Source organism: Denitrobacterium detoxificans, assembly GCF_001643775.1.
GTDB lineage: Bacteria > Actinomycetota > Coriobacteriia > Coriobacteriales > Eggerthellaceae > Denitrobacterium > Denitrobacterium detoxificans.
Genome location: NZ_CP011402.1, coordinates 529,761 through 553,549, shown reverse-complemented (window position 1 = coordinate 553,549; position 23,789 = coordinate 529,761). Strand labels below are relative to the sequence as shown.

Here is a 23,789-nt window from a genome sequence, read left to right as displayed (position 1 = left end):
ACATTATGCAGCGAGTTCGAAGCCCCATTTCTGCCAGATTTCCAGAGCGTCGGCATCGGTGACGCACCAATCGAGGAACGCCTGAGCCTCTGCGGAATTGGAAGCCATCGAAGTAATGGCAGCGGGATAGATGATGTTCTTATGCGTGTCGGAGGGAACCGTTCCCACGACTTTCACGCCGCCAAAGCGATACACGTCGGAGGTGTACACGAAGGCAATGTCCACGTCACCGGACTGAGCCAGCTTGCATACGTTACCCACGCTGGTCTGCAGCGAAACCATGCCATCGGCCGCCAGGGCGCCCGAGAATTCACCGCCCGTACCAGAGGCATCCTTGCCCGTGGAGCCGTCGGGCTCGGTGTAGCAGCCCACCGTGGAAAGAGACTGGCAGGCATAGTTGCCAGCAGGAACCGATTCATCGCCCACGCCAATCTTGTACTTGCCAGCGGCGATGTCCTCAAGGGTGCAGCTCGTGATCTCGGTATTGCTTTCGGAAGTAACCATGACCAGGTCGTTCTTGAACATATCGAAGCGCGTGGTGGCATCGATGTAGCCAGCCTGCTCGGCGGCGTCCATCTTGCTCTTGGAGGCACTGATGAGAATGTCGGCCGTAGCGCCACCCTCGAGCAGCTCGTTCAGCTCGCCCGAAGACTTGTACTGCGTATCGGCAAACGTCACCCATTCATGCGTCTGAGTGTAGAGCGCCTCTTCTTCTTCCATGGCCTTGGAAAGAGAATTCGCCGCGAAGATCTGCAGCGTCACAGCTTCATGCGTGCTTTCGGTACCCTGGTCGCTCGAAGAGGAACCAGCATTGGAGCTGGCGTTGTTCGAAGCACAGCCCGCGAGTGCCAGCGCGGCCACGAGCGCAGCACCCAGCACCACGGAAATGAGACCCTTATATTTCTTCATCAATACGAACCTTCCCTTTCCAACCAACAACATCGATTATTCAATGACGGAAATATTATTTCTGTTTATGATTATTGTCAACGAAGAATAAGTAATTCGGCGCCAATTGACACGCGAGCAATACGGAACCCCAACGCGTCAACCATACATGATACCGCTCGCATAAAGAAACGCTCCGCTGCCACACGGGCAACGGAGCGCCTAAAGATACGTTTTTCCTTGCGTTACGCAAGCTCGCTTTCGACAACCACAGCGATGGCCTTGGCATGGCGTGCCGCCTCGGCGTCTTCGGCAGCCTCCACCATAACGCGAATAAGGGGCTCGGTACCCGACGGACGGACGAGCACGCGGCCCGCATCGCCCAGCTCTTCTTCGGCAGAAGCAATGGCTGCCGCAATCGCAGCGTTGCCCGCAAGAGCCTCCTTGTCGGCAACACGCACGTTCACAAGCTCCTGGGGGAAGCGACGCATGACGGAAGCGGCTTCGGCAGCCGTCTTGCCATTGCGCTCGCAGACGGCAACGAACTGGCAGGCCGTCATAAGGCCGTCGCCCGTGGAGTTATGCTCCAGGAAGATGGTATGGCCACTCTGTTCGCCACCAATGACGAAGCCACCCTCGCGCATGGCTTCCAGCACATGCCTATCGCCCACCGCGGTCTGCAGCACCTGAATACCCGCATCGCGCATGGCGTGCACGAAGCCCAGGTTGCACATGACGGTGGATACCGCGGTATTGCCCGCAAGCTTGCCACGATTGGCTAAGTCGATGGCGCAGGCGGCTTCCACCATGTCGCCATCGATCTCGTTGCCCTGGGCATCCACGAACAGCACGCGGTCGGCATCTCCGTCGTGGGCAATGCCGATGTCGGCGCCAATTTCGGCAACGAGCTGCTTGAGCGGAGCAAGGTGCGTAGAACCGCATTCCACGTTGATGTCAGTTCCGCAGAAATCGTCGTTGATTACCGTGACCTGGGCACCCAGACGGCGCAGCGCCTCGGCGGAGGAAACGGAGGACGCGCCATGAGCGCAGTCGAGCGCGATTTTCCACGAGTCGAAGCGAACGCCCTGACGCTCCATAGCCTTCACGGCATGCTGAATGTACAGCTCGGCAGCGTCTTCCACGGGAAGGACCACGCCCACGGCGTCGCCCGCGGCGCGCTGGGAAACGTCCAAGCCACCTTCCGCGACGTATTGCTCGAACTGGGCCTCCAGCGCCACGGGCAGCTTGAAGCCCTGGGCGTCGAAGAACTTGATGCCGTTGTACTCGGGCGGATTATGCGATGCGGAAATGACGACGCCACCATTGGCATGCAGTTCGCGAACCAGGAAGGCCACGGCAGGCGTGGGAATGATGCCCGCGTCGAGCACCGTACCACCCGCGCTCGTGATGCCGGCAGCCAGCGCAGCGGAGAGCATGTCGCCCGAAAGGCGCGTATCGCGTCCCATGACGATGGACGTACCCAGGTACGCAACGGCAGCCTGCCCCAGCTTAAAAGCGATTTCGCAGGTCAATTCAGTATTGGCGACACCACGTGCGCCATCTGTGCCAAAGAGCTTAGCCACTATTTCCCTCGCTTCACATGTTCGGGCTGAAGGCGCACGGCACCCGCAGGGCGCTCGTCTTCGCGCATGCGCATATTGAGTTCAGCCGCGAACTCATCCAGATCGATTCCGTAACGCTCCAAAACGACGAGAAGATGATACACGACATCAGCGGCTTCATAGCGCAGATGGTCGACCTCGGCGTCGCGTTGTTCCTGGCTGGCACGAGCGACATCCTTGGCGGCAAGCGCCACTTCGCCCGATTCTTCCATGACCTTCTTCAAGACGTCATCGTCTTTTCCGGTAAGAAGACCATGCGTATAGCTTTCCTCACCCGCATTACGCCTGGCAGCAATGGTAGCCGCAAGCGCCTCGATGGTGGCGCCAATCTGGCTGGCGGGTGCTACCTCGCCTTCGGGTACGAACGTTTTGGAAGACATGAGTTCTCCTTCATCGCATAGCAATGGGGCGCAGATGAACTGCGCCCCATCTCACGCATGTTATGAGCGGTTATTCCGCGTCGTCCTGCGCATCCTGAGCGTCATCCGATTCTTCGGACTCGCCCATGTGCAGGTTCAGATCGCCGATGCCGCCCAGCAGAGCGTCGAGCTCTTCCAGGTTGCGCTGGTAAGAGCGCGGAGGCAGAGCCTCGCCCAGCATATCCTCGCCTTCGGTGTTGAAGGTGGCAGGCTGATCGCCGCCGATGAGGATGGTGTCGTCGGGCGAGAACACCATGTCGAGCAGCTGGCTCATGTCGTCGCTGGAGGCAACCAGGTCGTCTTCGATGACGCGCAGCAGGTTGTGGGCTTCCAGGCCCGTCTTCAGCTCTTCGATGGCCTTGGCGCCAATACCCTCGATGCGCATGAGGTCGTCTTCGGTGTAGCCAACCAGGTCGGCAACCGTCTCGATGCCCGCTTCGCTGAACTTGTTGGCCCAACGCTGCGACACGCCCAGATCGTCGTAGATGTACAGGCGCGCTTCCTCGTCGGACAGCTGCTTGGTGCGGCTAGCACCCAGGCTGTTGAAGTAGCTGGAGTAGCTACCACCCATGTTCAGGTAGCTGTCGCCGTCGAGCGACCAATCCTGAGGCTGCGGGAGCAGTTCCTCGGTGGTACGCAGCTCGTCGGGAGCGTACTCGGGCAGCGTGTCGGTGCCACCCATGTGAACCGGGCGACCCTTGTAGGTAAGGCCCACGTTGCGATAGCGCTTCAGACCCGTACCAGCCGGGATGGGCTTGCCGATGATGACGTTCTCCTTCAGGCCAACCAGGTTGTCCGTCTTGCCTTCGATGGCAGCGTCGGTAAGAACCTTGGTGGTCTCCTGGAACGATGCGGCCGACATCCACGAATCGGTGGCCAGCGAGGCCTTCGTGATGCCCAACAGCAGCGGCTGACCCGTAGGAGGCTCCTTGCCTTCCAGTACGAGCTTGTTGGCAACGCCCTCGAACTCGTAGCGGTTGACCTGGCGGCCCGGCAGGTAGTCGGAATCGCCAGCGTCGAGCACGGCAACCTTACGCAGCATCTGACGTGCGATAACCTCGATGTGCTTGTCGTTGATGTCTACGCCCTGGGACACGTATACGTCCTGGACCTGAGACACGATGTAGCGCAGCGTGGTGTTCGGGTCGGTGAGGCGGAGCAGGTCGTGCGGGTTCACGGAACCGCGGGTGAGCTGCTGGCCAACCACGACTTCGTCACCGTCGTTCAGGCCCGGCATGAGCTGGGCGCGAGCGGATACCACGTACTCGCGGATGTTGCCATCCTGGTCGTGAATGGTGATCGTCTTCGTCTGCTTGTCGCCACGAACCTGCATGGTGCCGGCAATTTCGGCGAGCACAGCCTGGCCCTTGGGCTTACGGGCTTCGAAAAGCTCCGTAACACGGGGAAGACCGTGCGTGATGTCGTCACCAGCAACGCCACCGGAGTGGAACGTACGCATCGTAAGCTGCGTACCAGGCTCGCCAATGGACTGAGCGGCGATAATACCAACGGCCGTGCCGATGTTGACGGGGCGACCCGTTGCGAGGTCCCAACCGTAGCACTTCTGGCACACGCCATGCTCGGCATGGCAGGTCATGATGGTGCGGATGGTGACTTCGTTCACACCGGAGGCAACGAGGTTCTTCATGTCCTCCATGCCGTTGATGTATTCGTCGGCCTCCATGATGACTTCGCCGTTTTCATTTACGGCAGCAACGGCCAGGCAGCGACCGATGAGGTTCTCGTCGAGTTCGCCCTTCGCATTATGCAGCGGATAGGGAACGCCCTCGTGCGTGCCGCAGTCGATTTCGCGAACAATAACGTCCTGGGCAACGTCGACCAGACGACGGGTGAGGTAACCAGAGTCAGCCGTACGCAGTGCGGTGTCGGCCAGACCCTTACGGGCACCGTGCGAGGAAACGAAGTATTCCAATACGGACAGGCCCTCGCGGAAGTTCGACTTAATGGGCTGGTCGATAATCTCGCCCTTCGGGTCGGACATAAGGCCACGCATACCAGCCAGCTGACGAATCTGCTTGATGTTACCACGAGCACCAGAGAACGCCATCATGTAGATGGGGTTGAAGTGGTCGAAGTTCTTCGCCATGGCATCGCCGACGGCCTCATTGGCATCGGTCCAGATATCGACGACCTGCTTGTGACGCTCTTCGTCGCTTACCAGGCCCATCTCGTAGTCTTCGTCGATGCGAGCGACTTCCTCGTCGGCCTTGGCCAGGATCTCGCCCTTGTTGGGCGGCACCGTGGCGTCGTAAACCGAAACGGTAAGACCAGCGCGCGTAGCGTAGTGGAAGCCGTTGGCCTTCAGACCGTCCAGGATGGGCTCCATCTCGCTGGTGGTGTAGCGACGGCAGCAGTCCTCGATCAGGCGGCTAACCTCGGACTTGTTCAGCTCGTAGTTGAGGAACGGATAGTCGTCGGGCAGCACGGCGTTGATCGTGATGCGGCCGATGGTGGTCTGGATGCGCTCGCCTGCCTTGCGCAGCACGGGCTCGCCAAACTTCTCGGCAACTTCGGTGTCGCGGTCGAGACGCACGACGATCTTGGCCTGCAGGTCGACGTCGGCATGCGCATCGTATGCATGACGGGCGTCGGCAAAGCTTGCGAAGATGCGACCCTCGCCGGGGAAGTTGTCGCGGGCGGCCGTGAGGTAGTACAGGCCGATAATCATGTCCTGCGTGGGAATCGTCAGCGGACGACCATGAGCAGGCGACTTGATGTTGTTGGCGGAAAGCATGAGCACGCGGGCCTCGGCCTGGGCGGCAGAGGACAGGGGCACATGCACAGCCATCTGGTCACCGTCGAAGTCGGCATTGAATGCCGTACATACGAGCGGATGCAGCTTGATGGCCTTGCCGTTCACCAGCACCGGCTCGAACGCCTGGATGCCCAGACGATGCAGGGTAGGTGCGCGGTTCAGCAGCACGGGATGCTCGGTGATGACCTCTTCGAGCACGTCCCACACGTAGCTGGCATGACGATCGACAGCACGCTTTGCAGCCTTGATATTGGCAGCGTACTCAAGCTCGACCAGGCGCTTCATTACGAAGGGCTTGAAGAGCTCCAGAGCCATCTGGCTGGGCAGGCCGCACTGATGCAGCTTCAGCTCAGGGCCAACGACGATAACGGAACGGCCAGAGTAGTCGACGCGCTTACCCAGCAGGTTCTGGCGGAAGCGGCCCTGCTTGCCCTTCAGCATGTCGGAGAGACTCTTCAGCGGACGGTTGCCGGGGCCCGTGACGGGGCGACCACGACGGCCGTTGTCGAACAGGCTGTCGACGGCTTCCTGGAGCATGCGCTTCTCGTTGTTCACGATGATCTCGGGGGCACCGAGGTCGAGCAGACGCTTCAGGCGGTTGTTACGGTTGATGACGCGACGATACAGGTCATTCAGGTCGCTCGTAGCGAAGCGGCCACCGTCGAGCTGCACCATGGGGCGCAGATCGGGCGGAATGACGGGGATAACGTCGAGGATCATGTCGCTGGGGTTGTTGTCGCTCTTCAGGAAGGCGTCAACGACCTTCAGGCGCTTCACGGCCTTGGCGCGCTTCTGCCCCTTGCCCGTGGCAATGACTTCAGCGAGCTCTTCGGCCACGGATTCCAGATCCATGCCATCGAGCAGGTCGCGCACGGCTTCGGCGCCCATGCCGCCCTTGAAGTAATCGCTGTAGTTCAGGCGCATCTCGCGATACAGAGCCTCGTCGGGAACGAGCTGCTTGGGCTCGATCTTCATGAAGGCCTCGAAGGCTTCCGAACGCAGAGCCTTGCGCTCGTTGAACTCCTCATAGATGTCGGCGAGCTCGTCCTCGATTTCCTCGGGGGTCATGCGCTCGTCGTCATCGATGTCGTCGATGATGTCGTCTTCTTCGGGCACGTAGTCGGTGGAGAGGCGACGGGTGGCCTCTACCAGGCGATCGCGCTCGGCATCCAGCTCGTCAAGATCGGCTTCAAGCTCGTCGCGCAGGTCGGCTTCGTCGGCCTCGCGTGCTTCCTTGTCGACGCTGGTTACGATGGCGCTCGCAAAGTAGAGCACCTTCTCCAGGTCTTTCGGAGGAATATCGAGCAGGTAGCCCAGGCGGCTGGGGCTGCCCTTGAAGTACCAGATATGGCTCACGGGAGCAGCGAGCTCGATGTGGCCCATGCGCTCGCGGCGAACCTTGCTGCGGGTGACTTCAACGCCGCAGCGCTCGCACACGATGCCCTTGAAGCGGATGCGCTTGTACTTACCGCAGGCGCACTCCCAGTCCTTCGTGGGACCAAAGATGCGCTCGCAGAACAGGCCGTCCTTTTCGGGCTTCAGGGTACGGTAGTTGATGGTTTCCGGCTTCTTCACTTCGCCGTGGGACCATACGCGAATGTCCTTCGCGCTAGCCAGGGAGATACGCAGTGCGTCGAAGTTGTTCACATCGTACTCAGTCATTTAGCGCTCCTCCCCTTCACTGGTGATATCGAAATCATTACCGTCTTTCAGATCATCGGAAAGCAGTTCGGCAAGGTCGGCTGCGATTGCATCGAGCGCGCCATCCTCTTCGCTTTCAGTCTTCTTGGCATCCGCCACCATGCCGGCGAGCACCTTGGAGTCGTCGTCCTCGGGCTCGTGCGTCTCGGCGACGTCGATAACGCCCTGCTCGCCTTCGAGCTCGACGTTCAGGCACAGCGAACGCATTTCCTTGACGAGAACCTTGAAGGACTCGGGCACTTCCGCGGCGGGAAGGTTTTCGCCCTTCACGATGCTCTCGTAGCTCTTCACGCGGCCGATCGTGTCGTCGGACTTGATGGTGAGGATTTCCTGCAGCACGTTGGAAGCACCGTATGCGTACAGGGCCCACACTTCCATCTCGCCGAAACGCTGGCCACCGAACTGGGCTTTACCACCCAGAGGCTGCTGCGTGATCAGGCTGTAAGGGCCAGTCGAGCGGGCGTGGATCTTGTCGTCGACCATGTGGCCGAGTTTCAGGATGTACGGGAAGCCGACGGTGATGGGCTCGCGGAAGGGCTCGCCAGTACGACCGTCGTACAGCGTGGTCTTGCCGAACGAGTTCAGCTGGGGAACGAATTCCTCGCGCGCCATGTCGCCGTACTTCTTGCGATGGATGTTGATGAGGTTGCGGTTCGCCTTCTGGATGACGTCGGCAATCTCTTCCTCGGTTGCGCCGTCGAAGACAGGCGTGGACACGAAGATGGAATGGTCGACGGCATCGTCGGAATTCTCTTCGTCGGACCAACCCCACTTGGCAGCCCAGCCAAGGTGGCATTCGAGCAGCTGACCAACGTTCATACGGGAAGGTACGCCCAGGGGATTGAGCATGACGTCGATGGGCGTGCCGTCAGCCAGGTAGGGCATGTCTTCCACGGGAAGAACGTTGGAGATAACACCCTTGTTACCATGACGACCGGACAGCTTGTCGCCCTGCTGAACCTTACGCTTCTGGGCAACGAACACGCGAACCTGCTCGTTGACGCCGGGAGCCAGCTCATCGCCGTTCTCGGCGCTGAAGCGCTGGATGTCGATGACGCGGCCACCGGAGCCGTGGGGCACCTTCAGGGACGTGTCGCGAACCTCGCGAGCCTTCTCGCCGAAGATGGCGCGCAGCAGGCGCTCTTCGGCCGTGAGCTCGGTCTCGCCCTTCGGGGTAACCTTGCCCACCAGGACGTCGCCGGGGTGAACTTCGGCGCCAATGCGGATGATGCCGTCGGCGTCGAGGTCGCTCGTCATATCCTCGCTGATGTTCGGGATTTCGCGGGTAATTTCCTCGGGCCCAAGCTTGGTGTCGCGGGCGTCGACTTCGTACTCGCTAATGTTGATGCTCGTGAGCAGGTCTTCTGCGACGACGCGCTCGGAAATGATGATAGCGTCCTCGTAGTTGTAACCTTCCCAGGGCATGTAGGCGATCATGAGGTTCTGACCCAGGGCCAGCTCAGCCGTATCGCAGCTGGGGCCGTCGGCCAGGACGTCGCCGGCCTGGACGCGGTCGCCCTTACGGACGATGGGCTTGTGGTTCATGCAGTAGCCCTGGTTGGAGCGCTGGAACTTGGGAACCAGGTACTCATCGTACTCGCCGTCGTCGGTGAGCACGTTGATGACCTCGCCGTCGACGTAGTCGACGATGCCGGGGTTCTGGGCTACCAGAATTTCGCCGGAGTCAACCGCGATGCGGTGCTCGATGCCCGTACCAACCAGCGGAGCATGCGGGTTGAGCAGGGGCACTGCCTGACGCTGCATGTTCGAACCCATGAGGGCGCGGTTGCAGTCGTCATGTTCCAGGAAGGGAATGAGCGACGTAGCGACAGATACCATCTGACGCGGAGATACGTCCATGTAGTCGACCATATCGACGGGCACTTCGCTCGGGTCACCGAACTCACCACGCGAATTGCGCGTACGGGCGAGAATACGGGTTGCGGGAACGAACTTGCCGTCGACCTTGTGGCCAAAGACGCGCGTTTCGGGGTCGAACGGCTCGTTGGCCTGGGCAATGGTGTGCTTTTCCTCTTCGTCGGCGGTGAGGTACTCGACGTCGTCGGTAACCTTGCCGTTTTCGACGCGGCGATACGGCGACTCAATGAAGCCGTAGGAGTTCACGCGACCGTAGGTAGCCAGAGAACCGATAAGACCGATGTTCGGGCCTTCAGGCGTCTCGATGGGGCACATACGACCATAGTGAGAGTTGTGAACGTCGCGAACTTCGAAGCCAGCGCGTTCGCGGGACAGACCGCCAGGACCCAGAGCGGACAGACGACGCTTGTGCGTAATGCCTGCTGCGGGGTTGGACTGGTCCATGAACTGAGACAGCTGCGAAGAGCCGAAGAACTCCTTGATGGCCGCCACGATAGGACGGATGTTGATCAGGCTCTGCGGCGTGATGTCATCGGGCTCCTGCATGCTCATGCGCTCGCGGACGACGCGCTCCATACGGGAAAGACCGATGCGGAACTGGTTCTGAATCAGCTCGCCAACCGTGCGGATGCGGCGGTTGCCAAAGTGGTCGATATCGTCGGTGACATAGCCTTCTTCACCGTCGTGCAGCGCCACGATGTAGCGCATGGACGCGAGGATATCTTCCTTGGTAAGCGTGGAGGAATCGTTTTCGGAATCAAAGCCCAGCTTCTTGTTGATCTTGTAACGACCAACGCGTGCGAGGTTGTAGCGCTGCTGGTTGAAGAACAGACCGTCGAGCAGCGTACGGGCGGAATCGATTGTGGGCGGCTCGCCCGGACGGAAGCGCTTGTACAGCTCGATGAGCGACTCGTCGCGCGTGGTGGCGGGGTCGCGGTCGAGCGTGCGGAGCACCATTTCGGAATCGCCAAGCAGCTCGACGATTTCCTCGTGCGTCTCGGCCAGGCCAAGAGCGCGAACGAGCAGCGTAGCGGGCTGCTTGCGCTTGCGGTCGATGCGCACGGACAGGATGTCGCGCTTGTCGGTTTCGAATTCCAGCCATGCACCACGGGAAGGAATGATCTTCGCGTTGTACACGGTCTTGTTGCTGGTCTTGTCGCGCTCGGCGCCAAAGTACACGCCAGGGCTACGAACCAGCTGGGAAACGACGACGCGCTCGGTGCCGTTGATGATGAACGTACCGCGCGGGGTCATGAGCGGGAAGTCGCCCATGAACACGTCCTGTTCCTTGATTTCGCCAGTTTCGAGATTCGTGAAGCGAACTTCGGCGAACAGAGGAGCCTGGTAGCTCACATCCTTGCGCTTGCACTCGTCGACCGAGTACTTCGGCTCGCCAAAGCTATGCCCGCCAATTTCGACGCGCATGTCCTTGGTGTTGCTCTCGATGGGGCAAATGTCCTTGAATGCTTCGTCGAGGCCCTCTTTCGTGAACCAATCAAAACTTTCCGTCTGAATGGCGATGAGGTTGGGCACGTCCATAACGGACGGAATCTTCGCGAAGCTTCTGCGGCTCCTATAAAGGCTGGTGGGAGCGGTTGTTTCTGCTTTCGCCACGGGGCTTTTCCTCCTTAAAGAAAATCCGTCTTTTTGCAAAAAGTTGCAACGAAATAGAATACTTGCCCCGCTGTCAAGAGTCAAGAAATATTTTTTTAAGCTATGGAATTATTCTGGAAAGAAGGAGCTTAGTCAATAAATAGGCGCCGTAAGCTCGACCGCGATTATAGCGCATGGATCGCGCCACGATACCGCGACTTTTGCGCGACCTTTCTCATCACGAAATGCACGTGCGTTTCCCCACCATCTTTCGCAGGCAACGTTACTCGCGAAAGGAGGGTGCATGCGCGCGCCCCAAACCATGCGCAAGCGAATCTACCCCTGCATGGCGGCCCTACTTGCCGTGACGCTCTGCCTGCCCACAAGCATTCCGCCCCTCGCGCGCTCCCAGGCATACGCAAACGAAACGTCACGCGCAGCGCACGAACCCATTGGCACCTTCCTGCAAGAGCATGCGCGGCTCGAAAGCCGCCCCCTTACCGAAGCCGACGAACACCCACTGCAAAGCCTGCTAGCCGGAACAGCCGACGAACTGGTTGAAACCGGGGCATACGCGCTCGTGAAATACACGCTGGTAGACAAGGGCGCCCTCTGGGACGGATTCACGCTCGACGATGCGTTCGACCGCGGCGATGACGCCCTCCTCGATTACGTGCTTGCACAACAGGTATACCGTATGCCCATCTACCAAACCGCCCCAAGTTCTCACTACTATATATGTTATGCGTCACCGCAGGCTCTCTGCGGAGGCGACACCATCGTAGATGCCGTATGCGCGCACGCCGACGACACGGGGCGCACTATAGACGACGCTTCCTTCGATTTCGCAACGGGCATTGCCTACGTACCCAAGCACGTCATAGACGCCGAGGGGCAAACGCAGGTGCAACTCGTGGTAGCGCACGACCCCACCGAAGGGCTCACGCGGGGTCACGTCGACGTTCGCGTGCGTAACGAAGCAGATGTTACGGCGACATTCGCCGAAGCCACCGTGGCAACGCCCATCGTGGATACGCAGATCGACATACCCCTTATGCCCCATGACGAAGCGCATGCCATCACCGCGGACAACCTGGCTATACGCGTAAACGATGCACCCACTCCCCTGCCGCGGAGCAATTATTCATACGACCCCGATACGGGCACGCTCCACGTAGCGGGCAGCCCCCTTTCCATCGCCTCGCTCGACGTAACCATTGGCAACGATACGGGCAAGGCGTGGGGCGCCGAGGGTGACGGCAAGGGCGTATCGGGCGCCTGGCAATCCATCCCCAACGTAGAGCTCGCCGATTTCGATGCACGCACGTACCATGCCGGCGACAGATGGGATTACACGGGGCAGACAAACTACACTCGCATAGACGAACAAGGCGACCTGAGCGCAGCAGAGCACGAAGCGGCGAAGTGGATCACGCAATACGGCTATCGTATCAAGGCCGCAGGCGGCAACGAAGACGACGAGTTCTACGACACCATCAAGGACGGCCGCACGCTCGACGACGTGGACGCTGCGCTCTACAGCGGGTACGCCTTCGGGAAAGACGGCGTCATCGGCGAATCCACAGGCTGGAAGTACATGAGCTTCTGCACGTCACTGCCCGTACGCGGCTGGAAGGGAAACAACGACGCCACCGTTCCCGCCTGGGCCTACAGCATAGGCACGCAACTACGCGAGCGAAATCGGTCCCTGTATTGGAACGGCGAAACCAACTCGTACATCTACCCCCTGGTCACACTACTGTGTTGCCACGCATCCTCTCCCTTTCGCGGAGCAGTCTCTACGGGCGACGTCATCGCGGGGAACAACTACAACGACGACACGCCCATACGCCTGCGGCTCATGGCCGTCGAGAAGGACTACATCATCATCGGACTCGTTACGCCCGGCTTCAAGGGCCCCGACGGAGGAAGCTCGCTTGGTGGTGGGCGCTACCAGGCAGGCGCCGGCCTATACAAGGTGCGCATCGCACCACGCGGCAGGATAGAGCTGCAAAAGGAATCGTCGAACGCATCAATTACCGGCGGGAATGCATGCTATTCCCTACAAGGAGCCGAATTCGAAGTGCGGGACGCCTCGGGCAATCATGCCACGACGCTCGTTACCGACGAACGGGGATACGCACGTTCGGGCGATCTGCTCTGCGGCACGTACACCGTACGGGAAACGAAGGCGCCCAGGGGATACGCACTGAGCGGAAGGGAGTTTCGCGTAACCGTTACGCCCAACACCACCACACGCGTAGCGGGAACAGGAGGCGTGATTACCGACGAACCATTGGGAAACCCCATCGACCTGCTTCTGCGCAAAACGGACCCCCAAACGGGCAGCCATCCGCAAGGCGCAGGCTCCTTGGCGGGGGCACGTTTCACCGTGCGCTATTACGATGGCTACTACGACCAGGGAAATCTTCCATCCACCGCCATCCGATCCTGGACGTTCGAAACCGACGAACGAGGAGAAGTTCATTTCAGCGACTCATACCTGAAGCAAGGCGACGCGCTTTATCGCAACGCCAAGAAGCAACCCATCGTGCCCCTGGGCACCATAACCATCCAAGAGGTGCAGGCTCCTGCGGGGTACGCACTCGACGATGGCGCGGGACATGCCACACCACTTCACGTCGTGCGCATCACCAGCGACAACACGAATGCAACATCGACCGATATCGCATGCTACGCCCCATTCGACCAACCCGACAGCGTGCAACGGGGCGATTTCAGGCTCGTGAAAAAGGTCGCATCCGAAGCGGGCATCGACGAGCTGGCGACAGGAGTTCAATTCCAAATCATCAACGAGAACGGCCACGACGTTGCCTCACCAGAGCCCGGCAATGCCCTGGTGAAAAAAGGCGATGCCGTCTGCACCATCACCGTCGATGCAAACGGCCTGGCATCCACGCGCAATGAAGCCGCCAACGGCTGGGCCACGCCAGCAAGCTGGGCTGGGGCACTCGCGTACGGAACGTACCGCATTCACGAAGTCATTCCCAGCGAAGTACAGCGCGCATTCGGCGAAGCGCACGCAGGGGCAACCATCGCCACCGTGCCCGACTGGCGCATCACGATAGGCGCCAACAGGCAATACGACGCGCCCGCACTCGTCACCGACACCGTGCCCCAATCGCCCTTGAAGGTGGTGAAGATCGACGGCGAAACAGGCAAGCCCATTCCCCTACCCTGTTCGTTTCAGCTCTACGACCAGAGTGGATGCCTCGTTACCTACGAAGCGCATTACCCCGAACCAACCACCATGGACACGTGGACCACAAATGACTCTGGAGAGGCAACGCTGCCCATGATGCTCCACGACGGCACGTATACGCTGAAGGAAATACAGGCGCCCGCAGGCTACATCCTCGACCCCGACCCCGTGCCCTTCACCGTGGACAGCACGTCGCGCACCTGGGACAACCCCCTGGTAATCACCATTGCGAACCAACCGGCAAAGGGGACGATTGCCCTTTCGAAGAGCGACGACGTAACGGGTACGGGCATCGCCGGGGCGCAATACAACATATGCGCCGCAAGCGACATAGCAACGCCCGACGGCACCATACGCGCTCATGAAGGCGATATAGTGGCCCAGCTTACATGCGGCGAAGACGGTACCGCACATTCAGACGAACTCTACCTGGGGTCATATCGGTTCTACGAAACCAAAGCCCCGAACGGATACGCACTCGACCCCGAGGAGCACCCCGTAGAGCTCACGAATGAGGGCCAGCACGAAACCACAACGGTCGCCCCCGCAGCAACCACCGACGAACCCACCTCATTGCGCATCCTGAAAACCTGCTCGGAAACGGACAAGCCACTTGCAGGAGCAACATTCTCGATTGCAAGCGAGGACGCAACCACGGAGCCAATGCAACTGGAAACAGATGCTAACGGCGTGGCCTACATCGAACACCTGGGGCATGGCTCGTATTGCATACGGGAAACGAAAGCCCCACCCGGTTGGCTCATAAGCGAGGATGCCGCGCAGGGAACGTGCTTCACCGTAAACGACCAGGGATTCATTTGCATGGAAGGGGCCAGCGAATTAGCAAGCGAGGTCACGCTCAACGTGGAAAACGAGCCAAAACCACCCGAAGCGCCCATTCCAAGGGAACTCCCAAAGCCAGCCCACGCTTCCCCACCTACGCATGACAATGCGGCAGGAGCGGTATGCGCCATCGTCGCATGCATGATCATGACGCTTGCCGTGGCACGTGCCGCCCAACGCGCCGCGCGAAGAGACCCCAAGCCGAAGCAAACGCGCCTACGGAGGAAATAATGAACAACACGGCGAAACGAATACGCACCATCGGGTGCATCTGCCTGGGCATCGCGCTCCTTCTTTGGGCGGGGACCATCGCCATAGATCCCTCGCCCGCCAACGCACCCGCGCCCTTTGCCGAGCAAGCAGAAGGAAAAGCCGCATCCGCGCAAACACATGCCGCCATTGGAAGCTCAACGATCTTCCAGTCGCCTAGCGAAGACCAGACAACATGGCAGGCAAACGCCACCACGCAGCACGTTACCTTGGCAAACCCCGCAGGAAACGCCGTGGACATGGCACCCCATATCCACGTCGACCTTGACGGAAGCGGAAGCTTCGAAGACGGCGAATGCGTCTTCAATCCCATCGTGCGAGACGAAGCGGGAAACGTCGTCGATTGGGGCTGCTTCATAGCGCCCGGCAAGCAAATAGACTCGATCACCCTTTCTCGAACCATCCCCGAAGGAACCTACGCCGCGCGCCTGTCGTTCACCGCATTGGACGTACGCACGCACGGCGAAACCAACCCCATGTCATTCGAATTCACCCTACATGCCCAATAGCACAACCAAGGAGGAACAAAATGGAACACCGAGCAAAGCGCATCGCCCATATGGCAGGAGCGGGAACGCTGGCAGTATGCCTTTCCCTAGGCGCATTCATGCCTTCCCACGCACTCGCCGAAGGCGGCGAACAGGCCCCCGCAACGCAATTCTTCAACTCGGAAACGGGAGCATGGGAGCAGGGGCCACACTCGCAATACGGAAAGATCACGGTCACCTACGACACGACGCAGGGAACCTGGCAAGACCCTGGACTCGACCCGTCGGACGGCAACGATAACGGAACCCATCAAAACGGGACCTACCAGGTTGTCATCCCCACGTACATCTCGCACGAAGGGCTGAACGCAGGCGCCATTCAGACCAGCGATACCTACCAGATTCTTGTTCGGGGCGTCATCCCCGAGGGCAAACTCATTCGCGTAGACGCGGAATGCCAGCCGGAAATCAATTCGGAAGGAAACTACCGTATCCAGCAGACGACCCACCAGGAGAAAACCGTATGGTCGCCCGCGGATTGCATGGGAGCGGTTCACGAAGACGGAAGCCTAAGCGGTACGCCGTCGAACGATACCATCTCCACGGAAGGCACCATGTACGCGGCGGGCTCGTTTACAGGGCACGTCTTCTACACGGCAGAAATGGCAACCCAGGGAAAATAGGCGCATGCGGCCCCGTAGCCTACATGGAATCGCGCAGCTGCTCGAGCTTGCGAAGCGTGTCGGCGTTTATGCGGCCCGCAACGGTGTTCTTACGCGACACGACGGGGCCGGCTTCCTGACGCGTTTCCTCGTCGAGCAGGTCGGCCTCGCGGCTAAAGCCATCAGCGCTCATGCGATCAACGCCCAGGCCAAACACCGTATCCTGGATGGTGGCATCACTCGTGACCACCATGACCTCCCAGCCGCGTTCGCGGGCATCGTGAGAAATCTTCTCGATAACGGAATCGGCGCTTCGGCCTGCAGGGCTGAATATCACGCGCACGCCGCCCACGCGCTCCTCGCGACCTTCGGACTCGCTGTTCTGGCCAGCGTCAAACACGACCACCGCCTCGCGATAGTCGCGCCCCATGTAGGCAATCACATCGTTGATAAGGGCCTCGCGCACGCGATTAAGCACTTCATAGGTGAAGTCCTCCGATTCGCGCAGATGGCGATACCGACTTCCGCTACGCAAAATGTTGTACCCATCAACGATGAGAATTTTATTGCGATGCTTCACTCATACCTCCGCATGCCCGCACAAAATGCGACTGCCCCAAAACCTATGCCGCCTACTGATTCTGCCTCAGCCATTCGTACATAATGGCCGTGGCCGACTGGGCGACGTTCAGCGACGCCGTTTTACCCACCTGCGGCAACGCGGTAAAGAAGTCGCAGCATTCCTGCGTGAGGCGCGCAAGTCCCTCGGACTCGTTGCCCATGACGAGCACGATCTTACCCTTCATGTTGCTATCCCAAATGGTCTGATCGGCCTTCTCGGAAGCGCCAGCCACCCAAAAGCCATTCTCCTTGCAACGCTCGAGCGCCTGCTTCACGTTGGCCACCTGGGCAACGGGCAGATGGGCAATGGCACCCGCAGAACTCTTATAGGTTGCAGCGGTCACGCGCGCGGATCGCTTGTTCGGAATGATGATGCCGGCGGCACCCACCACTTCGGCGGAACGAGCAATGGCGCCCAAATTGCCCGCATCGGTGATATGGTCGAGCAGAACGATCAGGGCCGACCCGTTACCGCGCTTGGCCTGGCCTTCGGCATGTGCCAGCACATCGGAAAGGCCCGCATAGGGAAAGGGCTTTGCCTGGGCCATAACGCCCTGGTGGCTACCGCGCTCGGAACGCTTGTCGAGCTGCGCACGGGGAACCATATCGACCTTCACGCCAGCGGCCTTCGCCTTACGCAGAATGTCCTGCACCAGGCCATCGCGCTGAGCGTTGTCGGCCAACAAGACGCGTTCCACCGGGACGCGCGTGCGCAACGCCTCGATGACCGGTCGTTTACCTTCGATGTATTCAGCCATGGCGCCGTGCCCACCTTCCGCTCGATGCAATGAGAGTGCTCTGTAATCAATAAGGATATTACGGTATCACGCTACAATACAGCGAAAGACCGATGACGCAAAAACAGCATGGGAAGAAGGCCGCATATGAAGATAGGAATCGTAAGCGATTTGCACCGACACGTGCCCGAATCGCTGCACGAGGCCCTTCGAGGCTGCGAGCGCATCATCTGCGCAGGCGACGTGGAACGCGAAAGCGTTCTTTGGGAACTGCAGACCATAGCCCCCATCACGGCCGTGAGCGGCAACAACGACTGGTCGCTCGACCTGCCCTTTAGCGTGACGACCACCATCGGCGGCGTCACGTTCTTCATCGTGCATCGCCCCGAGGATATCGGCATCCCCGCCGACAACGTCGATGTCGTCGTTCATGGACACACGCATATCCCGCGCGACCAGACCATCGGGAACATACGCTACCTGAACCCGGGAAGCACCTCGCGACCGCGCGGAGGCAGCGCGCCCAGCTGCATGACCGCGCTCATCGCAAACGGAAAACTGCTCGAAGTTGAGCTCGTAGAGCTACCCGAAGAATCGCATGGATGGTGGTAGGGGCAGCCGCCACGGCAAACGCTAGTCCCTACGCTGCGCCTCGCGGTAAGCAAGAAACCCAAGAACCACGGCCGCCACAAACAGGACCATGAGCGTAACGACGTGCTTCGCATCCCACGCTTGGTACCCTACGAGCAGAATGCCCAGGGCAAACACGGCAAGCGCAAGGCAGATGCCGCATGCGAATACCAGATAGCGCAGCTTGCTCATGGCGTTACCCCTTCATGATTGCGGCCAAGCTCTGGTCGTATGGCGCGCGGCAGATGCCCTTTTCGGTAACGATGGCCGTAATGAGGCTATGGTCGGTCACGTCGAACGCCGGGTTATAGCAGGGAACGCTCGCCGGAGCCACGGGCCGAGAATAGAACATCGTCTTGATCTCGTCGCCGTTACGCTCCTCGATGGGAATGTCGCCGCCGCTTGCACACGACATATCGATGGTGCTCGTAGGGCACATCACATAGAACGGCACGCCGTAATGATGCGCGATGATGGCCAGGCCGCTCGTGCCAATCTTATTCGCGGTATCGCCGTTGGCAGCCACGCGGTCACAGCCCACCAGGCACGCCTGCACCTTTCCCTGCGACATGACGATGCTGGCCATGTTGTCGCAGATGAGCGTGACATCAACCCCCGCCTTGCTCAGCTCGTAGGTGGTAAGGCGCGCCCCCTGGAGCAACGGACGCGTTTCGTCGGCGTACACGTGAAACTGCATGCCGCGCTGTGCGCCCAGAAGCATGGGGCCCAAGGCCGTACCATATGCGCTCGTTGCGATGGCCCCCGCATTGCAATGCGTGATGAGCCCCCAACCATCTTCCAAGAGCGAAAGGCCCAGTTCGGAAATGCGTTCGCAAATAGACGCATCCTCCGCCTGGATGGCAAGCGCCTCGGCCTGCAGCGCAGCAAGCGTATCCTCGCGGCCCCGCCCCTCGCACGCACCCATGACGCCTTCCATGCGACGCAGCGCCCAGCGCAGGTTCACGGCAGTGGGGCGGCTGCTCGCCAGGTATTCCGAAACCTGGCGCATGCGCGCGAAGAAGACGGCATCATCTTCATGGGAAGGCGATTCATTGCGCGCTATCTGGGCAATCGCGAACGCCGCGAAAATGCCAATCGCAGGAGCCCCGCGAACGCACAGCCGCGCGATGGCGTCGTAGCATTCCTCGGGAGTCGAGAGATGCAGATACACCTCCTCGTTCGGCAGGCGCGTCTGATCGAGCACGCGCACGCAGTTGCCGCCCAAGTCGAAATTCACATTGCTATACATGTTCGCCTAACTCCTTGCCCATCAGGTATCCCATCACGCTCGCCATCATGAGTCCGCGCGTCCAGCCGCTGGAATCTCCCAGGCAATGCAGGCCACCAACATTCGTAACGAACGAATCGTCCATCTTCACGCGATTGCTGTAGAACTTCAGCTCCGGGGAATACAGCAGCGTTTCCTCGGCCGCAAACCCGGGAACCACCTCGTCGACCGACTTCATGAACCCCAGGATATTGGTCATGGCGCGATACGGCATGGCGCTGGTAATATCGCCCGCTTGTGCATCGGGCAAGGTGGGACGCACGTTGGCGCGCACAAGCTCGTTGGGCCACGTGCGCTTTCCGTCGAGGATGTCGCCATAGCGCTGCACCAAGATGTGCCCAGCACCCAGCATGTTGGTAAGTTCGCCCACCCTTTGGGCGTACGCGATAGGCCGGTCGAACGGCTCTCGGAAGTTCATGGAGCAAAGAATGGCCAAGTTCGTGTTCGGCGACTTGCGCGCCTTATAGGAATGGCCATTCACCACTGCCAGGCCGCCATCGTAGTTTTCCTGGCTCACGAAGCCACCGGGATTCTGGCAGAACGTACGCACCTTGTTGCGGAACGGGTTCGGATAACCGATGAGCTTGCTCTCGTAGAGCACGTTGTTCACCGTTTCCATGACCTCGTTGCGTACCTCCACGCGCACGCCAATGTCAACGGGACCGGGCTCGTGCGCAATGCCGTATTCGCGGCAGATGCGATCGAGCCAATCGGCTCCCCTGCGGCCCGTGGCAACGACCGTCTTATGAGCGAGAAGCTCTTCCTCGCCCGCGCTGGATGAAACGCAAACGCCCTTGCACACGCCATCGTCGATGAGCAAGCGCGTGCATTCGCATTCGAAGCGCAGTTCCACGCCCGCATCGAGCAGCGCCTGCTGGATACGACCATACAGCTGCTGCGCCTGCTCGGTTCCCAAATGGCGGATGGGGCAATCGACGAGCTTCAGGCCCGCCTTAATGGCGCGACGGCGAATATCAGCGACCTCATGCGTGGCGCCCAGACCCTCGACGTGTTCATCCGCGCCAAAGGACAGGTACATGCCATCGACGACGGAAATGGCATCCTGCGCACGCTGCTCGCCAATGAGCTGTGGCAAGCTGCCACCCACCTCGCACGAAAGCGAAAGCTTGCCGTCGGAAAAGGCGCCCGCGCCCGAAAAGCCCGTGGTAATGCGGCATGGCTGACAGCCAACGCACCGTCCAACCTTCTCCTTCGGGCATGCACGCTCCTGAATGGGAAGCCCCTTTTCCACCATGACGATACGCGCCTGGGGACGAGCTTCCAGCAACGAAAGGGCACAGAAAATGCCCGCGGGACCTGCGCCCACGATAATAATGTCGTATGCAGGTTTCGGCATAAGTCTATTTCATCACGAGAACGGGAATGTCAACCGAGCGCAGCACGGCATAGCTTACGCTGCCCAGCGCACCGCGCAGCGCGCCCAAGCCACGGCAACCCATGACCACCAGGTCGAAGGAGCCGTTATTAGCCATATCCGAAATGACGTCCTGGGGCTTGCCCGAACCGGTACGATACACCACGTTATCGGCTTCGCCCACAATGGGGGCAACCGTGGCAATGAGCGACTCGCGCTTCTTCTCGTAGAATTCACGCTGCATTTCCAGCGTCGTTTCAGCAGAGGGGCTCGTTACACCCGCCATTTGAACAGCCATGGCAAAGGTGGGGTCGCCGAAATCGGGCATATCCACTACGTAAAGCACGGTAATGCGCGAATCGTCTTCCAGCTTCGAAATCTCGAGAGCGGATTTCAACGCATTGCGCGCATGTTCGGAATTATCGAACGGAACGAGGATCGAATGGTACATGACAGCCCCCTAACCTCGGGTATCGGATGTCTTCACTTTAGCACACCAGCAGGCGTAATACGCCCAGACGCGCATACGAAAGCCCCGCATGCGACGACTTGACGCATGCGGGGCTGCAAAGCTATGGGACAAGCGATTTAGGCTTCGGCGAAAATGAACTCGTCAACCTCTTCCGGCTCGATGCCGAACACGACGGAAAACTCGTCGCGCACGCGCTCTTGCGCAGAACGCAGAATACCATTGTCGCTCGACGTGGCCTTCTTTCCGGCCTCAAGCACCTTCTGCTTGTGAAGGTAGAAGCTACGCGCAAGCATGAGCAGCTCGTATTCGGTGCCGCTTTCCAGAATCTCCTTCGCGCGTTCCTTGCGCGCATTGGCATCGGAAATCCAACAGGGCTCTGCGCTGAGGGCAGCCTTGATAGACTGCTTGGCATCGGCTTCCGAAGGAATAGCGCGAATGCGATTGAGCAAACGCTCGTTGTTCGCAGGTACCATGAGCTTGGTATGAGACTTGTGAACGGGACGCAAGATGTAATAGGTTCCCATATCGCGTTCCTCGATGGCATCCACCTTGCAAACGCCATTCGAGCCGTACAAAACAATGTCATTGAGGGCAAAATTTAACATTTATATCATCTCCGCTTTTCATTTTACCCCGCGTGTTTTTCTATCCACTTTTTCCACACACAGAGCCAAACAATCCCCATCAACTGTCCAAATCCGTTACCCTCAGATGCCAGATGATGTGGAAAACCCGCCCGCATGACACAATCGCAACGTGATTTTGGGTACAAAAAAGCCCGCACCGAAACCGGTGCGGACGTGATTCGTGGTGGGCGATGCAGGATTCGAACCTGCGACCTAATGCTTGTAAGGCATTTGCGCTCCCGCTGCGCCAATCGCCCGAATGCTGAGGTATTGTCCCATAGCAAATCGGATTACGCAAGACGAATTAGACGATTCACACGACCTCGTTTTCTTTTTCATCATGTAAACGCTTTTGCCTGAGCAGACGTTCGCGCAAGGCGTCACGACCCGCATGCATAAGGCCCAGCGCCATGACGGCCAGGATTGCGTAGCAGAACAACGCCGACATCCATGCCCCGTCGAGCCCCCAGAACAGCGGCAGCACGATGGGAAACGCAACCATGAGGACCACTTCACCCACGATGAGCGCAAACGACCCGCGCGCATGTTCCACGGCATAGAAGAACGAGACGACCACATGGGCGATTGCGTAAAACGGCAGGCACAACGCGAAGAGCGTAACCCCATGGGCGAAGACGGCAGCGCCTTCGGGCGACGCGCCAAAGAGCGCGGCAATCTGCCAACGCGACATATACAACCCTACCCAGCCAAGCACCGCAACCAAGATGGCAAGCACGTAATTGATATGGCGCAGGCGGCGAACGCTACGCGCATCGCCCGACCCATAGCACAAGCTGATGATGGGCTGCGATCCATCGTGCACGCCCTGGATGACCCACTGCACCGCAACCACGGTATACGACATGATGGCGAACGACGCCTGGGCGGTAACGCCGCCATACGTAACGGTGGCGATGTTCATGACAACGGTCGTCACCTCGGGCAGAAGTGTAAGCGCCGCCGGAGCGAATCCGATCTTGAACATGCGTCCCACGATGCTGCGGTCGACACCCAAGTCGGCACGAGACAAGCGCCCGCCACGCAGGAAGAAGACAATGAAGAAGACGGAGGCGATCGCCTGCGCCGAAACCGTGGCAACAGCAGCCCCCACGATGCCCCAGCCCAGGACCATCACGAGCAGCCAGTCACCCAGCACGTTCACGAGGCCGCCCACCATCTGCGCCACCATGGCGAACTTCACGTGCCCCATGTTGCGCACAAGAGGAACGCAGCCACCCTCGACCATCTGGAATACCGAACCCCAGGCAATAACGGAAAGATAGGCTTGCGCCTGCACCAGAACCTCTTCGCGGCCGCCAATAACCCACAGCAGCGGCTGCCCTCCCAAGAGCAACACCGCCATCACAACGGGCGTTACCGCAACGAGAAGGGCGATTGCGCAGCCGATGGCACGACGGGATGCCACTTCATTCCCCTCGCCCGCGCGAATGGACGACACCACCGCGCCACCCATGCCAATGCCCGTACCCAGGGCCATCACGAGCGCAACGATGGGCCAGGCGACATTGATGCCTGCAAGGGCCACGTCCCCCGCCATCTGGCCAACGAAAAAGCCGTCAACGATGCTGTACACGCCTGTGAGCACGAAGGCAAGCGTGGATGGGACCACGTAGCCAAAATACGTTTTCAGCATGCGCACATCGAGCATAACCCCTC

17 protein-coding genes and 1 tRNA gene are annotated in these 23,789 nt (G+C 59.8%); 4 read left to right on the top strand and 14 right to left on the bottom strand.

Features of this window, described 5'->3' with window-relative positions:
- Positions 1–3 precede the first annotated feature (3 nt).
- From AAY81_RS02210 to rpoB, 5 genes are all read right to left on the bottom strand, one after another.
- Entirely contained in the window at positions 4–909 is a 906-nt protein-coding gene (locus AAY81_RS02210; protein WP_066660829.1) for a molybdate ABC transporter substrate-binding protein, read from the bottom strand.
- Positions 910–1,133: 224 nt separating this feature from the next.
- Entirely contained in the window at positions 1,134–2,471 is a 1,338-nt protein-coding gene (gene glmM / locus AAY81_RS02205; protein WP_066660827.1) for a phosphoglucosamine mutase, read from the bottom strand.
- The gene (hisE, locus tag AAY81_RS02200) at positions 2,471–2,890 is read right to left on the bottom strand and encodes a phosphoribosyl-ATP diphosphatase (RefSeq protein ID WP_066660825.1); all 420 of its coding nucleotides are present in this window, start codon (positions 2,888–2,890) and stop codon (positions 2,471–2,473) included. Before hisE ends, glmM begins: the two co-directional genes overlap by 1 nt.
- Positions 2,891–2,960: 70 nt before the next feature.
- On the bottom strand, positions 2,961–7,367 hold the full coding sequence (locus AAY81_RS02195; protein ID WP_066660824.1) for a DNA-directed RNA polymerase subunit beta': 4,407 nt from the start codon (positions 7,365–7,367) through the stop codon (positions 2,961–2,963).
- Positions 7,368–10,898 carry a DNA-directed RNA polymerase subunit beta gene (rpoB, locus tag AAY81_RS02190; RefSeq protein ID WP_066660822.1) on the bottom strand — a complete coding sequence of 1,177 codons (3,531 nt, stop codon included), beginning with the start codon at positions 10,896–10,898 and terminating at the stop codon, positions 7,368–7,370.
- Between the two features lie 283 nt (positions 10,899–11,181).
- Here rpoB and AAY81_RS02185 point away from each other — a divergent pair, with 283 nt between their 5' ends.
- Genes AAY81_RS02185 through AAY81_RS02175 form a run of 3 tightly spaced genes read left to right on the top strand, consistent with a single transcriptional unit; the run spans position 11,182 to position 16,384 of the window.
- Complete coding sequence (locus tag AAY81_RS02185) at positions 11,182–15,174, top strand: SpaA isopeptide-forming pilin-related protein (RefSeq protein WP_066660820.1); 3,993 nt, start codon at positions 11,182–11,184, stop codon at positions 15,172–15,174.
- Positions 15,174–15,722, top strand: a complete 549-nt coding sequence (locus AAY81_RS02180) for a hypothetical protein (protein ID WP_066660818.1) — start codon at positions 15,174–15,176, stop codon at positions 15,720–15,722. Before AAY81_RS02185 ends, AAY81_RS02180 begins: the two co-directional genes overlap by 1 nt.
- A gap of 20 nt (positions 15,723–15,742) precedes the next feature.
- Entirely contained in the window at positions 15,743–16,384 is a 642-nt protein-coding gene (locus AAY81_RS02175) for a hypothetical protein (protein ID WP_066660816.1), read from the top strand.
- Between the two features lie 19 nt (positions 16,385–16,403).
- Here AAY81_RS02175 and AAY81_RS02170 read toward each other — a convergent pair whose 3' ends face one another.
- Entirely contained in the window at positions 16,404–16,943 is a 540-nt protein-coding gene (locus tag AAY81_RS02170; protein WP_066660813.1) for an NYN domain-containing protein, read from the bottom strand.
- Positions 16,944–16,995: 52 nt separating this feature from the next.
- On the bottom strand, positions 16,996–17,742 hold the full coding sequence (gene rlmB / locus AAY81_RS02165; RefSeq protein WP_066660810.1) for a 23S rRNA (guanosine(2251)-2'-O)-methyltransferase RlmB: 747 nt from the start codon (positions 17,740–17,742) through the stop codon (positions 16,996–16,998).
- 126 nt (positions 17,743–17,868) lie between these two features.
- On the opposite strand from rlmB, the gene AAY81_RS02160 reads away from it, so the two are divergent.
- On the top strand, positions 17,869–18,333 hold the full coding sequence (locus tag AAY81_RS02160) for a metallophosphoesterase family protein (RefSeq protein ID WP_066660808.1): 465 nt from the start codon (positions 17,869–17,871) through the stop codon (positions 18,331–18,333).
- A gap of 21 nt (positions 18,334–18,354) precedes the next feature.
- Here the strand turns inward: AAY81_RS02160 and AAY81_RS02155 are convergent, their stop codons facing one another.
- The 7 genes from AAY81_RS02155 to AAY81_RS02125 form a co-directional block, all read right to left on the bottom strand.
- Complete coding sequence (locus tag AAY81_RS02155; RefSeq protein WP_066660805.1) at positions 18,355–18,543, bottom strand: hypothetical protein; 189 nt, start codon at positions 18,541–18,543, stop codon at positions 18,355–18,357.
- 4 nt (positions 18,544–18,547) lie between these two features.
- Positions 18,548–19,600 (bottom strand): S-methyl-5-thioribose-1-phosphate isomerase, encoded by a 1,053-nt coding sequence (mtnA, locus tag AAY81_RS02150; protein ID WP_066660802.1) that lies wholly within the window; start codon positions 19,598–19,600, stop codon positions 18,548–18,550.
- Positions 19,593–20,996: an NAD(P)/FAD-dependent oxidoreductase gene (locus AAY81_RS02145; RefSeq protein ID WP_066660800.1), complete on the bottom strand. Its 1,404-nt coding sequence runs from the start codon at positions 20,994–20,996 to the stop codon at positions 19,593–19,595. Before AAY81_RS02145 ends, mtnA begins: the two co-directional genes overlap by 8 nt.
- A 4-nt stretch (positions 20,997–21,000) precedes the next feature.
- On the bottom strand, positions 21,001–21,465 hold the full coding sequence (locus AAY81_RS02140) for a universal stress protein (protein ID WP_066660798.1): 465 nt from the start codon (positions 21,463–21,465) through the stop codon (positions 21,001–21,003).
- A 137-nt stretch (positions 21,466–21,602) separates the two neighbouring features.
- On the bottom strand, positions 21,603–22,091 hold the full coding sequence (locus tag AAY81_RS02135; RefSeq protein ID WP_066660794.1) for a CarD family transcriptional regulator: 489 nt from the start codon (positions 22,089–22,091) through the stop codon (positions 21,603–21,605).
- Between the two features lie 203 nt (positions 22,092–22,294).
- Positions 22,295–22,369 (bottom strand) — tRNA-Val (locus AAY81_RS02130).
- Positions 22,370–22,425: 56 nt separating this feature from the next.
- Positions 22,426–23,766, bottom strand: a complete 1,341-nt coding sequence (locus AAY81_RS02125; RefSeq protein ID WP_240480627.1) for an MATE family efflux transporter — start codon at positions 23,764–23,766, stop codon at positions 22,426–22,428.
- Between the last annotated feature and the right edge of the window lie 23 nt (positions 23,767–23,789).